Source organism: Coleofasciculus sp. F4-SAH-05, assembly GCF_040222985.1.
Taxonomy (GTDB): Bacteria; Cyanobacteriota; Cyanobacteriia; order Cyanobacteriales; family Coleofasciculaceae; genus Coleofasciculus; species Coleofasciculus chthonoplastes.
This window is the reverse complement of sequence record NZ_JAVKBY010000246.1, coordinates 44,245-58,393: the sequence shown is the minus strand read 5'-3', so window position 1 is coordinate 58,393 and position 14,149 is coordinate 44,245. Positions and strand designations below refer to the sequence as shown.

At 43.8% G+C, this 14,149-nt stretch carries 12 protein-coding genes and 1 CRISPR repeat array; of the genes, 11 read left to right on the top strand and 1 reads right to left on the bottom strand.

Annotated elements, in window-relative coordinates:
• Nucleotides 1-536: 536 nt before the first annotated feature.
• Complete coding sequence (gene cas6 / locus RIG27_RS30095; RefSeq protein WP_446350776.1) at nucleotides 537-1,661, bottom strand: CRISPR-associated endoribonuclease Cas6; 1,125 nt, start codon at nucleotides 1,659-1,661, stop codon at nucleotides 537-539.
• A 76-nt stretch (nucleotides 1,662-1,737) separates the two neighbouring features.
• A CRISPR array of direct repeats spans nucleotides 1,738-2,360; the repeat unit is 36 nt; unit sequence GTTTCCATCCCCTTTCGGGGAAGTGAGTTTGTCAAG.
• Nucleotides 2,361-2,713: 353 nt separating this feature from the next.
• Between cas6 and crn3 the strand changes: the two genes are divergently transcribed.
• From crn3 to RIG27_RS30040, 11 genes are all read left to right on the top strand, one after another.
• Complete coding sequence (gene crn3 / locus RIG27_RS30090; protein ID WP_446350775.1) at nucleotides 2,714-3,052, top strand: CRISPR-associated ring nuclease Crn3/Csx3; 339 nt, start codon at nucleotides 2,714-2,716, stop codon at nucleotides 3,050-3,052.
• Nucleotides 3,053-3,367: 315 nt separating this feature from the next.
• Nucleotides 3,368-5,731: a type III-B CRISPR-associated protein Cas10/Cmr2 gene (gene cas10 / locus RIG27_RS30085; protein WP_446350774.1), complete on the top strand. Its 2,364-nt coding sequence runs from the start codon at nucleotides 3,368-3,370 to the stop codon at nucleotides 5,729-5,731.
• Nucleotides 5,728-6,480 carry an RAMP superfamily CRISPR-associated protein gene (locus RIG27_RS30080; protein ID WP_446350773.1) on the top strand — a complete coding sequence of 251 codons (753 nt, stop codon included), beginning with the start codon at nucleotides 5,728-5,730 and terminating at the stop codon, nucleotides 6,478-6,480. Before cas10 ends, RIG27_RS30080 begins: the two co-directional genes overlap by 4 nt.
• Nucleotides 6,455-7,672, top strand: a complete 1,218-nt coding sequence (csx10, locus tag RIG27_RS30075; protein WP_446350772.1) for a type III-D CRISPR-associated RAMP protein Csx10 — start codon at nucleotides 6,455-6,457, stop codon at nucleotides 7,670-7,672. The genes RIG27_RS30080 and csx10 overlap by 26 nt, the downstream gene beginning before the upstream one ends.
• A complete protein-coding gene (locus RIG27_RS30070) occupies nucleotides 7,669-8,070 on the top strand; it encodes a hypothetical protein (RefSeq protein WP_446350771.1) in 402 nt (133 codons plus the stop codon). The genes csx10 and RIG27_RS30070 overlap by 4 nt, the downstream gene beginning before the upstream one ends.
• A gap of 122 nt (nucleotides 8,071-8,192) precedes the next feature.
• Nucleotides 8,193-9,314, top strand: a complete 1,122-nt coding sequence (locus tag RIG27_RS30065) for a putative CRISPR-associated protein (protein WP_446350770.1) — start codon at nucleotides 8,193-8,195, stop codon at nucleotides 9,312-9,314.
• A gap of 359 nt (nucleotides 9,315-9,673) precedes the next feature.
• Nucleotides 9,674-10,549 carry a type III CRISPR-associated RAMP protein Csx7 gene (gene csx7, locus RIG27_RS30060; protein ID WP_446350769.1) on the top strand — a complete coding sequence of 292 codons (876 nt, stop codon included), beginning with the start codon at nucleotides 9,674-9,676 and terminating at the stop codon, nucleotides 10,547-10,549.
• 252 nt (nucleotides 10,550-10,801) lie between these two features.
• A complete protein-coding gene (locus tag RIG27_RS30055; protein WP_446350768.1) occupies nucleotides 10,802-11,764 on the top strand; it encodes an RAMP superfamily CRISPR-associated protein in 963 nt (320 codons plus the stop codon).
• Nucleotides 11,765-11,888: 124 nt separating this feature from the next.
• On the top strand, nucleotides 11,889-12,398 hold the full coding sequence (locus tag RIG27_RS30050) for a hypothetical protein (protein WP_446350767.1): 510 nt from the start codon (nucleotides 11,889-11,891) through the stop codon (nucleotides 12,396-12,398).
• A complete protein-coding gene (locus tag RIG27_RS30045; RefSeq protein ID WP_446350766.1) occupies nucleotides 12,395-13,447 on the top strand; it encodes an RAMP superfamily CRISPR-associated protein in 1,053 nt (350 codons plus the stop codon). The genes RIG27_RS30050 and RIG27_RS30045 overlap by 4 nt, the downstream gene beginning before the upstream one ends.
• A gap of 64 nt (nucleotides 13,448-13,511) precedes the next feature.
• Nucleotides 13,512-14,129, top strand: a complete 618-nt coding sequence (locus RIG27_RS30040; protein ID WP_446350765.1) for a hypothetical protein — start codon at nucleotides 13,512-13,514, stop codon at nucleotides 14,127-14,129.
• Nucleotides 14,130-14,149: the final 20 nt, after the last annotated feature.

The window sequence follows — 14,149 nt, the reverse complement described above, 5'->3', positions numbered from 1 at the left end:
GACTGAATTTCATTTCAGAAATTCCCTTCGCTTTTACTTTGAGAGATTAATTCTCCTTGGGTGAACTACGCACCTCTCTATCCCATAGCGGTTAAACGCATTTGGGAATGCTTTTCCTCAAATATTCTAGGAACTTTGGTTCTAAAATTTATTTAGGCTTTTTAACCGTCTGCCATTAATCAACAAAGGAGTAAAATCCGGTTGATTTGAAGTTGCAGCCTATTTCTGCCCAAATCTATCGCTGCTATATTTCCCTTCGGGGTTAATAACTGTTTTTTTTCTTCATAAATTCTCTCAATTACACAACAATCGCACTTGGGGACAATTCATAGTCTTATCCGTTTCCTCTGTATATATTAGCCAACATGACGATATCTGACTATATTCTTATTGAAACTTTACAATACATAAGTAGTCGGACAAAATTAAAGAAACTCACAGGGCGGTTGAAACCGCAGCTACACAAACTTGCACCCGCCTGCGCGGGTTTCTATACCCCTTAAATTCTGTAGGCTGTATTAAGAACTTAGGTTTGGTTATCTGTGATTATTCAATATGGCACGACGGGCTAATTTGACATAAGTTTTGACGGTTTGATAACGCATCTCTAGATCATCTGCGATCGCGTTTAAGGATTCGCCCATTTCTCGTCGTGCTAAGATGGTTGCCCAGGTTTCGGCGATGTCTTGCGCCCGATTTCCCCCCTGGCGCTGGCGTTGGGCGAGAAACTGTTGGGTTAATTCGCTGATGCGTTCGGCTAATAGGGTTTCCATTGAGGGGAGGGCGGGGGTTTCTGGGGATAACCAGCCTAGGCGAGTTTGTCCTAAACCAAAGGGGGTTTTGTGTCCGGTGCCGCAGTAGGGGGCAAATTGGGTTAAGGTATGGAATAATTGGCTAAATTCTGGGTGTTGGCTGGCACCTGAGTCCAGTCCTAACGCGATCGCACCTGTGAATCCGGTGACGACTCCTTTCTTTCCGGCTGCGACTTTCATCGATTCTAAACGGTGACGCTGAATCACCACATTTTCGTCTACCCAGTCTAAAAAGGCGGTTTGATCAAAGGGTTGAAGAGAAAAATCATTCCAGCGCCGCAAATAGCTGTGGAATAGATTCCTGGGAACCGGTAAGGGGAAATGGTGTCCCTTGCGGCGAAAGCTGGTGGGGGTGAGGAAGCTGAGGGTTAGGGATGGGGATGGCGTGGGGATTGGGGTAGATAAGTTCGGATAAGTGGTTGGTGCTAAAGCAATGTGCCAACGGCTAATCTTGAGGACAGCACCGCGTAACTTAATCATATCTGGCAGGTGATGAACCCATTCGGCTAGCCATTGGGTTAGGGGTTGGTAAAGGGCGGTGATGTACCAACGGTAGGTTGTATCGGGTTTGAGTTTGAGGGTTTTTCCAGAGGTGAGGAAGTCTCCGTCTAAGTGGGAGAGGGTGAAGGGTTTCTCGGATTGACCATCATGGAGATAGGCGGAGAGTTGGGGGTTAGTTTGGCGGACTTGATCTAAGAACCAGGCGTGGAGTCCGACAGTGTATTGAGTATAGAGGGAGTCTGGGGCGTTGGCGGTTAATTCTAAGACGAGTCCGACTAATTCTGTATCCGGCGCCCAGGGATGGCGGGATGGAGGGGGTTGGGTTTGGCGGCGTTTGCGGGGTGCCATGATGGGATGAATGCCGGATTTTTAAGGGGTTGATCCTATATATATAGGGTAGACCTAGTTGTCTCAAACGTTACAAGTTTCCATCCCCTTTCGGGGAAGTGAGTTTGTCAAGATTATACGGACGATTCTGGAATGAGGGGTTACAAATGTTTCCATCCCCTTTCGGGGAAGTGAGTTTGTCAAGAACTTTACCAACCTGGCAACTGAAGATGTCCCTCTTGAAGTTTCCATCCCCTTTCGGGGAAGTGAGTTTGTCAAGGCGGAAAATAACATGTCTGATACCAACATAAACGAGTTTCCATCCCCTTTCGGGGAAGTGAGTTTGTCAAGTCTCGTGTATTGCCAGACCACTTCGGAGGTGTCTATAGTTTCCATCCCCTTTCGGGGAAGTGAGTTTGTCAAGACATTTTTATTCCGTCGTTAGCCAAAGGTCAAGTAATGTTTCCATCCCCTTTCGGGGAAGTGAGTTTGTCAAGGAGTTAGAAGTTGTTGATGGTGGTCAGGCAGTAATACGGGTTTCCATCCCCTTTCGGGGAAGTGAGTTTGTCAAGTAAATTCCTCGGTTGCTTTTTCGGCTTTCTCGTCAAAGCGTTTCCATCCCCTTTCGGGGAAGTGAGTTTGTCAAGCGTAGCTTTGGCTGGTCCCGCTTTGGCTGGTCCTATGGTTTCCATCCCCTTTCGGGGAAGTGAGTTTGTCAAGAGTTCGCTCAGGAAACCTTACAGAGAGCGGGTTTCAGACGCCAAATCTACACACCTTTTTTCAGTGTCAATTACTCAACGCTTATTGACAAAAATCTCCGGTTTTCATCGTCCAAAACCCTTACCTAGACCGCCATCGACACACCTCAACGGAAAAATGAGGCTTTCAGCGATCGCGTGACCTGTGTAGATAAGCTAATTTACCGTATTTCGCTATGCAATTTTCCAGGTTCTGTCGTTATTCGATAATAATACAAGCAAACCCCCTTAAATGCCAAACCCTTCCGGTCGTCGGAAAAGGGTCTTTCCTGGAAGCTGCTACATTAGCCTCGTACTCACAGAACAGCAAAAACCATGAACGCGATACAACTTCAACTGCTTCCCCATCAAACCCAAACCGGTTTACCCTATCAACACCTGCATTTCCAGATTGCCACAGAAGACGGTATTATTTCCCCCCCAGACATTAAAGGACTAAAACTACCAGAAGGAATACCCTTCAACCAAGGTATCGTCATTGAAGGAAAAGGTCCCATTTGGCTGTACAGTTACCTAGTTCACGAATGTCATCCCGCCGCCTGGGTGGGATGTTATGACCCCCGTTTAGGCGTTGTCGTCGTGGCGACTCACACCCACGATGTCTCGGTGGGTGAAGTATTTCCCGTGGAATTACCCGCCGCACTGTCTCGGTAATCCAGCCATCTCGCTAGGGGGATAATTCAGTTCGAGTTGATATAGCTTTCGGCAATGATTAGCAAAGACAATTCTTATCTTTGTCCCCCTTTTTGTCAGTAACAATAGTTACTAAATCACCCAACTTAGGAACCCTACACCTAGATGCTAGTGGGTTGGGAGTCACAGAGATGGGAATGGGCGAACTGATGTCCTGCTAGACTACGAAGAATGTTAATCGGCTGGCGTTGGGTTTCGTTCCTCAACCCAACCGACAAAGGTTACTATCTATTCCCTGTAGCATTTGGATAGAATAACTTAAACGCAGGCTGAATTATGACCCATTCTCTACACCCTCTAACCATTGGAATCGCTTGGTGTCTCGCTTGGGGCGAGGGGCGTGAACCGCAGTTTGATTTAAGTATCTTGCAGCAAATGCGAGAAGCGCTGCGTCAAGGGAAAGATGTTCCGGATACAGAAGCACTAAAGTGCTTACTACAAACGGTGCGGCAACTACAAGGGATTCCCAAAGACTATTTTCCTGATAAAATTACTGATCTTCAGGATAACTATGCCAATTTGTGGGAGCAAACCACCCGCATCGGTTTAGTCTACGGCGGTGCAACAAAGATTAAGCAATATGTGTTTGAATCAGCCAAACTCCCTGAAATTCGGGGTGCATCAGCATTACTGGATCGAATTAATTTAATTGATTTACCTGCGTTTTTCAAGTGTGAAGAATTGCCAGAAGACTTTCCCGAATGTTACCGAGCGAGACAATATTGCCAAAGGGTTAGGCGAGAATTACAACACCAAGATCAAAAACTGCAACAGTTATGGGAAGCACTTGTTCCTGAGTTAGTGATTTACTCAACCGGGGGTAACATTTTAGCCTTTTGCCCAACAGCGTTTGTCCCGGATTTAGTTAATTTAATTGAAAAACGCTATACAGAAGAAACCTTTACCGCTAATTCTTGTGCTGTAGGAGAAAGTTTCAGATTGCTGGAACTGCGATTTGGATTACTTGACCATCCGATTGAACAAACCAAATGGTTAGACTGGTATTTACAGGATAATAAACGGCAAACAAATCCGATTACAAGCGCCTACTTTGGTCAACTTAAAAACGGTCAACCCTGGAAATACTTATTTGAAAATCGCAAGAATTTTAACGAAATAACGGGGAAACTGGCGGCTTTATTTCAGCAGCGACGCAACGGTAATAACTTACCCGATAGCCAACGCCCCAGCCGTCGCTATCCGCCTATGTTTGAAACCCATCCTTATTTATTGCGGGATGACGTCGAACATCGCCTAGCTATTGCCCCTGGGAGTCGTATTCCGGATGAACCTTGGTTTTCTGATGCTTTAGCCCGTAAGCGTATTGTTGGACAACGAACGAAAGGAGAAGGGAGTCGCAGTCAGAAATGGTGGACAGAAAATTCGGATTGGAAATGGCAACTTGGTCAAGTTAAAACATTATGGAATTCAGGGTATCTGGAAAGCTGGGTGGTTAAATTTAGGCGTTTTATCGAAAAAAGTCACTATCGAGATCGCTATTATCAAGACATCTCAAAACAGAAAATTGGAGAAGCGCGATCGCTCACCGAAATTGGCAATGCTGGAAATGGTTTTGTTGGCTATATTTATGCTGATGGCAATAACATAGGAGGTTATATTCAGAAAGAACTCAAAACCCCCCAAGATTGTCGCCGATTTAGCCGAGATATCTTTACGGCTACAGAGGAATCGGTTTACCACGCCCTCGGACGACATCTTAAACCTCATCAATTAAACGGTTTAACCGGAGACAATCAACATCGGAATGGCGCGATTATTTATCCATTTGAAATCCTCACAATTGGTGGGGATGATGTCATGTTAATTGTACCAGCCGATAAAGCCCTGGCAATGGCTCAAACTATTGGCGAGGAGTTTGAGCGAATTCTTCTGGAAGGCGAAAAGATACAACCGAGAGAAGACTATCGAATTACTGATTCAGAAATAATCTCACGTTCTCAAGACTGTCACAGATACCAAGGGAAGATACCTGTCACCCCTTCACGATGTAAACTGAGTATGTCAACGGGGGTTCTCATTACGGCTGATCAAACGCCCATTTATTATGCAGAAAATCTAACAAGTCAATTACTTAAATCGGCAAAGAAGAAGGCAAAGCAGTTAAAAAAAGACTATGACTATCACGGCGGAACTGTTGACTTTATCACGCTGAAATCGGTAACCATGATTTCCTCAAATATTGAATCATTTCGCCAAGAGGCTTTAACTAAGCAGGAAAAAGGCAAACCAAAGTTGAAACTTTATGGCGCACCCTACACCTTACACGAACTCGGCGGCTTGATTGAAACTGGGGAGAAATTAAAGCAGTCAGAATTTCCGCGATCGCAACTTTATCAAATCCGCAGTTTATTAGAGCGAGGTAAGCAAACAGCTATGCTCAATTATCGCTATTTCCGCGTTCGCTTGAAACCGGAAAACCAAAAATTATTGGCGGATTATTTTGAAAAAGCCTGGTGTGATGCCAAGACTAATAATGGTAACTTAGCACCCTGGATGTCATTACTAGAAAAGGATGGTACGACTACTTATGAAACCATCTGGCGGGAATTAGTCGAACTTTATCCTTTTATTGTTGAAACCACTGAACAACCTAGCCAGACGGAGGCGCGATTACTATGATTTATCTGCAAGACTTATTATCAAATCCAGTCGAAACAATCTCCATAACGGCTGTTATTGATACTGCTTTATGCGTGGGTGCAGGAGGTTCTTCCGGTTCTCTCGCCGATAAGCCAATTGTGCGTACTGCGGACAACAAACTCCTAATTCCTGCATCTCAACTTAAAGGGCGTTTGCGTCATGAATGTGAGAAATTAGCACGGGGGTTAGGGTGGGCAATTTGTCAAGCCCCTAATCCTCAAACTATGTGTCCCCAGCGTGCAGATTTTCCCGACAATGAGGCGAGGCGTTTTCAACGAGACGAGGATTATCGAGTAGCAGGAGATAACCGATATCATTGTTTAATTTGTCAGATTTTTGGCAATCCCGCCTTACCGTCACGAGTCATTTTTGATGACTTAATTTGCCAAGAAGAACCCGATAATCTTCCCTCAGAAGTTCTCCGCCCAGGTGTGACGATTAATCGTCGTCGTCATACGGCTGAAGAGAAAAAACTCTATTTCCTAGAAACTTCACCCGCTAATATTCAGCTTAAGTTTACTGGAGATATTCATCTTCAGCCTAATTCTCCTGCTTCTACCAAAGCCTTAATTTTAGCTGGGTTACACCATATTAATGCTTTGGGGGGTTCTAAATCAGTAGGATTAGGATGGTTGAAGTGGGAACTTCCCCCAATTCAGGTAGATGAGTCAGTGTGGAATTATTTAGCCAAAGGAGGAGCAAATGAAGCGCATTCAACTGGAAATTAAAGCGTTATCTCCTTTAGCCATTGGGCGGAAAAAACCAGGGGGTTCAGTGAGTGAAGCGGGAGACTATATTCCTGGTTCGGTAATTCGGGGGGCGATTGCTTCCCAGATGATTCAACAGTCTAATCTGGAACATCCTGATTTAACAGCAACTAATAATGATTTTAAGGACTTATTTATCCGGGACAATGCGGCAATTTTCCGGAATGGATATCCCGCCCCCACAGATAGTAATGAAGAGATTAAGGTGTTACCTGCTACTGCCTTAAGTTCTAAGACTAATCCTGGATTTAAGCCGAAAGGTTACGGCGTTTTTGATACTCTAATTAATCGCTTCTGTGCTGAAAGCTATGGTTATCCTTATGATCCGATATGTCCCCAAGATGGTGGACGAGTTGAACCCTATAGTGGGTTTTACAGCAAAAAGAATGAGCAAAACTATCAAACTCATTCAGTATCTAAGCGTCTGCTAACTCGTGTGGGCATTAATCGGCGTCGGGCAACAGCAGAAGAACAAGTTTTATATAGCATTGAGGTTCTGAATGAAACTCAGAATCAGCAACCCGTTGTTTACCGCAGTTCGATTCTAGTTGAAGATGATAACCTAGCGGATCAACTGACTCAATTTATTAATCTCAACTCAAGAAATTTCCGCCTAGGTGGTGCCATGTCGCGAGGTTTGGGTAAAGTGGAAATTCAGGGAACGGTGAGTTCAGTTAAGCAAACCATAGACTCCCGTATTCATCGGTTTAATCATTCTATCCAGAACCGTTGGCGTGAGTGGGGAAATCTCTTTGGCAATCGTCCCTTAGAGAATCGGACTTACTTTACATTAGATTTGCAATCTGATGCGATTTTAACCGAAAACTGGCAACGGACTATGGTAATTTCTGGAGATATGCTAAAAGGGTTTGCTCAGTTAACGGATTACCCGGTTGAACTGCACGTTGCTTATAGCAGCTATGACTATGTTTCTGGCTGGAATTCGGCTTGGGGATTGATGAAAGATGTGGAGTTAATCACGAATAAAGGTAGCGTTTATTTATTTAGTACAATCAAAGAGAAGGAGAAAGATTGGATTGAGGCGTTAGAAATGTTAGAGTTGAAAGGAGTAGGCGATCGCACTTGTGAAGGGTTTGGTCAAGTGCAAGTGTGTAATGATTTTCATACTATAGTTTGGGAGGAGGCTGTATGAATTTACAAGAGCAAAAAGTTGAACTTAAAGTACAAAAAGGTATACGACAAGCCGAGGATGATTTAGTCCTCTGGATTCAAGAGGCGTTAGATACGACTAAGTATGGCAATTTAGAAGAGTCTCAATTTCGCAATTTAGTGCGTGTTGCTGATACAACGGATAGTGCCGAAGTGATTAAGAATTTTATCCGCTATCAAGTCGGTCGAGATAAAAAATGGGGGAGGGGTAAAGGTTCTCTAGCTGAGAGAATTATTCAAGATATTGATGGTAATATTAAAAAAAATGCCCAGAGTATTGCTGAATCCTCTCAAGGTGAGTTGAAGCAAGTTTGGTTAGAGTTGATTCGCCGTTATTTGGGCTATGGCTCTCGTCATCTAAAGTATTTAAAAGATGGTTAAGATTGATATTTTTAGGTTAAGGAAGGCTTTACTGAACAAATAATAAGCAGGTATACGGCTATCCTTATATAGGAATAATAACTATTCTGTGTGCATCAATAGAATCGGAGAGTTTGAGAGAAATGGTTAAAACAGTGATATGTTCTGTAGGTATTAGCGCTGCTAGAAAAATTCCAGAAGTTAGACCACGAGATTTAAGCAATTGGGTTAAACAGCAACCTAGTGTGAAAGATGCCGCTGAAAAAATATTTTTGACTTTCCGTGATATCCGTCCAGAGGGAGAAAGTTTAAAAAGTGAATTATCTGCTGAAATTCATTCTCTGGTGCGGATTGGTATCACGGATGGGGATAGAGTAATTCTGCTAGCTTCAAGTACAGAGGATGGGTATTGTTGTGCTATTGCGGTTGAAAAATATTTGCATCATTACTGGACTAATCTAGAGGTGCAAATAAAACAAGTTCAAGGCTTGCAAGTTTTAGATGCTGAACTATTCCGGACAAGGGGGGTTATTGAATTTGTCGGACATATTCTCAAGGAAATTGATAAATATGGGGCAAGTAATATTATACTGAATCCAACTGGAGGATATAAAGCATTGGTTCCTTACACCGTTTTAGTCGGAATGTTAAAAGGAGTTAAGTGTGACTACATTTTTGAGCAGTCCACAAAATTTTTAGAATTGCCGCCACTTCCGGTAGAATTCATCCGTTCATCATTTGAAACTCATAAAGGTTTATTTGAAAAAGTTGAAAACGATATAATTACTCAAGCCGAATGGGAAAGAAACATCTATTATGATGATGAAAGAGAAAGGTTAAAGTCGTTCTTTGAGTTTAGTGATGGACAAGTTATTCTGTCGGCTATCGGTTCATTATTCCTTAGTGAGATACGTAAACCTTCCGTCCGGGTTCCCTTTCTTTCTCAAAAAGCGATTAAAGATTGTTTTGAGAATATTAGACAACTGGATGACTGTGATCCATTTCGCTTTCTGTCACGAGTAGCGGCTTCTGAGGAGACTTTTAAGAAAAAAATACATCTTGATGCTGGAAATGGATTATTATGGCTCAAACCTGGGCGAACTACTGACCGCTATTTGGTCTCTGTGGAAGGTTGGCGTCTGTTGGTGTGGAGAGCAATCCGTGAGGATCAAGAAGGTGCAAAATATGCTAGTAAAATCACAGTCAATCCTGAGACTGAACGACGTTCCTATTCTCCTTTCATGCGTATGGATTTCGTAGATTAAGTAGTGGATTAAGTAGGGTGGGCATTGCCCACCAAGCTTATTAAGTGTAAGCCAAAAATTAAGCAAAATCAAGATAGTTTGTCTGTGCTTAGTTCTTTGGGAGATTTGCGGTTATCGGTTCAAGATGTGTTTAGCTGGTTGAGTTTGAGTTAGTCAGGGTTTTAGTTTTCACGGAATGTGGCGCAACGATTGTGTAGGGGCGGGTTTCACTACTATCTTTTCGGTTGCATCCGGATGTGACTAAACCCGCCCCGACGCAGGTTTTTAGATTTCCTGTGAAAAGTTAAAGTTAGGGTTGGTGGTGGGGAGGCGAAGGTTTAGGGCGAAGACAGCGTAAATACGAACTTGGAGATAATCTTATGTTTGATTGTTTTAAGAATCGTTTGGAAATTAGGGGGATATTGACGACGGTAACAGCACTACGAATTAGTGCAGGGCGTTCCACGGAACCAATTGGTTCGGATTTACCGGTGATTAAAGATGCGTTGGGTAAACCGTTGATACCGGGCGCTAGTTTTAAGGGGGCGTTGCGATCGCGCTTGGAAAGCTTCCTCCGTGGTATCCTGGGCGGGGAGCGGACTTTGGTCGCTAATCCGGCGGTAGAGGAGGAGTGGTCAATTACGGCTCAGGAAATGAAGCAATTTAAAGAGCAATATCCTACGGATACGGCGCTAACTGAGGCTATTTTAAATCAGACTGATTTAATTTCTCATCTATTTGGTTCACCTTGGCTGGCGAGTAAGTTTCAAGTTCGAGATTTGATGGTTATCTCAGAGTATTGGTTTGGTCAATATCAAGAACGGGATGGGGTGGCGATTGATAGGGATACGGAAACGGCGGCTGATGGGAAATTGTATGATTTCCAAGTGGTTCCAGCGGGAACTCCTTTTGCGTTTAAGGCGGTGGTGGAAAATGCTGAGGATTGGGAGTTGGGATTATTAATGATTGGGTTACATCAGTTTGAGACGGAACAAATTCCACTGGGGGGAGGGCGTTCGCGGGGTTTGGGTGTGGTTAAATTGGAGGTTGAGCGGATGGATTGGTTTGATGCTAGGGATGAAAGTAATCGGGATGAGGTTGATGCGGATAAGTTGCTGAATTATCTTAAGAAAATGGTTAATAATGAGGGTTCAGCTTATGAGGATGGTAAAGTGTATAAAGACCAGTGGGTACAATATTTGATTGGTTATTTGGAAAATCGGGAAAATCAGAATGCTGAGGTGAATACGAGGTGATGTATTGTAGGGGCGGGTTTAGGGACTTAATCTTGTTTGTCACCAACACCTGAACAACAAAACCCGCCCTTATTCACAGGAAAGCAGATACCCTATCCTAGGGGCGGGTTTAGGGATTGAATTTGGCTGGTTATCGATAATTGAACAACAAAACCCGCTTTTGTTCAACGGTGCGTTAGCGGAGCGTAACGCACCCTACGTAAGAATTACAATTGGGGTGGGTGATGTGGTGTTCTCAGACAATGTTAGATTATGCACAAACGATTGGTTAATCAATGTACGATTGATTTTAGTTTAATTCCCTGTGGACCGATTCTGATTAAGTCAGGGCGGGAAGGTGCTGATCCGACGAAGCCGGATATGGAATTTGTGGAAACGTATCATGGGGGAGGGCGTTCAGTTTATTTACCGGGAAGTTCTCTAAAAGGGGCAATTCGCGCTCATGCTGAACGAATTGTCAGAACGGTGGGACGGGATCATCGTAATCCTAATAATCTGAATAGTCTCTGGGCAAATGATACGTTAAATGATAAATACGACTATCTAAAAGATAAGTCAGCTTCTGATATCTATAAGTTATCCTCGTTTACGGATCAGATGTTTGGTAATACGTCAATTGCGAGTCGGATTAGAATTGAGGATGCTTATCCGGTTGACTCTCAATCGGTGAAATTGGAAGAACGGAATGGTGTGGCGATTGACCGCGTGTTTGGTTCGGTGGCGGTGGGACCATTTAATTATCAAGTTTGTACGGCTGGAGAGTTTCGTACTAAACTCCATCTTAAAAACTTCTCGTTAGCCCAATTGGGATTAATTGGTTTAGTGTTGCGCGATTTGGATGAGGGATGGTTTGGCTTGGGGTTTGCGAAGTCTCGCGGCTTGGGAATTGTGGAAGTAAAATTAAACCAGGCGGTTGTTCAATATCCGGGTTGTGTTATTGAAAATCAACGGATTTGTAGTCTGGGAGGTGGCGATGAATGGCAAGATAATCAACTTTTGGGGGCTGGTATGTTTTTGGCGGAAGCGGAACGAGAACGGTATGGTTTTCCAGCTAATGATATGCAAGATACTCCTGTGCGGGCGGAATCAATGGCGCTGGGGTTTGGGGTAGAGTTAAAATGGCAAGGAAAGGAACAAGTTGAGGATTTATTTATGCGGGCGGTTCGGGCTTGGCGTCAGAGAGTAGAAGCAGATTTTTCAGGGTATGTGGCGTAACGTGAGGATTGTGTAGGGGCGGGTTTCACTACTATCTTTTGGGTTGCAACTATAAGGAATTAAACCCGCCCCGATTCAGGTTTTTAGACTTCCGGGAAAAAGTCACAGTAGAAGCAGGTGCAGCATGAGTCCTTTTGTTGGTGTTTATCAAGAGTTACTCACGGAAACAGAGTTAAGAGAATTAGTGCAACAGCAAGCTACAGCGCCGAGTTATTATTTTCTGCGCTGGAGTCATCAAGTGAGTGGAATTGTGGAAAAATTACCGGATAATTTTCCCTCTCCTGAAGGACAGATGTTTAATTGCGATCGCGAATTGCGCTGGAAACGCCAAAATAACCGTTATAGCGTACTTGTGTTATCGAATACGGGTGAGGTTCTGGGCTTTAAATCGATTATTGATGATACAGAATATCCCAGAGAATCTGAGAATAAATCCTATTGGAAAACTGAACAACGCCCAGCTTATGGGTATCCTACCAATGAACCCCGATTTCCGCGATCGCGAATTTATTCTCAAAGTCTGGATGTGAGAAATACTTCCCCCAATCAGCCGAAACTAGCCCAGCGTTATTTTATCGCTAAACCTACTGCAATGGTGCATTTTGTTGCCTTAACTGTGGATATGCCAAAATGAGTTATGATAAACCCCTTCCCCGCCCTCAACCATCCCAAATTACTGCCCCAAAACCCTATCATCTCATCCCTTTACCGAAAGAAAAGCCGCAATTACAACATCCTAAAGGACACGATCAATATTATCGCGATCGCGAAGCGTGTTCCGAAGGAACGTATCGCGTCCATGGAAGGTTACATTTAAGATTAACCGTTCAAACCGGATTACACGTTTCTACGGGAGTTGTCGCCCTGGGAACGGATGTGGGAGAAAAGGCGATTCCCTTGATTAAAACCATGATTCAGGGAAATCAGGGACAGTTAATGATTCCCGGTAGTTCGCTTAAAGGTGTGGTACGTTCCACCTATGAAGCGATTACCCGTAGCTGCTTGTGTAAAACGAAGGCAAAACCGAATCAAATCCCCCCAGGCTATCAGGAATGTCGTGATAAAACCCAACTTTGTCCCGCTTGTCGGGTATTTGGGGCGCTGAATTGGCAAGGGTTAATTCAGTTTAGGGATGCTGAGTGTGAATCAACTGAATTTCGTCGTGGATTTATGCCATCTCTCTATCGTCCTCATCCTCATGAATACCCAGGTTATTTTAACCAGGGAAAGGTCGCTGGGCGCAAGTTTTATTATCACACAATTCGGGCTGTAGATAAAGGGCAACACCAGGGAATATCAGTACAACAAGCGGCGAAAACCGTTGTATTTAGCACATCATTACCCTATCGAAACTTAACCAAAGGGGAACTGGGAACCCTACTGATTGTACTCGGACAAGATACACAACACGCGATTGCACTTAAAGTGGGTGGCGGTAAACCGATTGGAATGGGGACAATGACGGTTGAGGTAACGAGTGTAGAATCTGTCGATAATATACGCGATCGCTATTTATCCTACCAAACCCAATCCCAACCTCTCACCGGAAAACCATTGCAACAGTTGATACAACAGGCGATTCAGGCGGCGCATCGAGAATTGGTGCAATCCCAGCCATTGCAGGAATTAGTCAAGGTGTTGGGATATCCTACTGAGAGAGAACCGCCGGAAGGAATGTATTAGCACAATTGTAGAGACGTTGCATGCAACGTCTCTACAACCTGGAAGAACCAAGGATAAAATCTCTATGGTAATAACAGAAGAATTAACCGAACTTCAATGGCAAATTGTCCACGCGATCGCACAAACTCTAGTCAAAGCAGATACAGACGCCAATGAACTAGGAAAAGCGATCGCCTATCTTCGCAATTACGCCAACCAAGACGGAACTAAATTGTTTGATTATCTCAAAACCTTGGTCAGGAATGGCAGACAAATTGGACATAGTAAGCGAACGTCTGACTATTACCAAGCCATTGACAATGCTTGTAATCAATACTTAAAAGCCTATCAAGATAATCCCCCAGTGATGCTACATATTTTAGGCTGGTCTTATCGGCTAATGCGTTATTACCAAAACGCTGAACCCGTAGGCGAAATTAGCGCCCCCGTTGTCGAGTCAGCGCGTCAAGCTGAAATTGCTGAGGTGGTTAGCACTCATAACTTTAAAGTGGGTCAAATCTTGGACGCGACGGTTACAGGTGTTAAAGGAAATAAGGTAACATATACGATTCTGGGAACGATTAAATTAACGGAAAAAGAGCCAAAAAAAGCGAAATTGCTTTCTGAAGGGCAAACGGTTAAGGTTGAGGTTGTCGCTCTCAAGGAGGATGGAAGTCTCAAAAAGGTTAAATGCGTTGGTTGAAATAACTTTGTTGGTGGTCA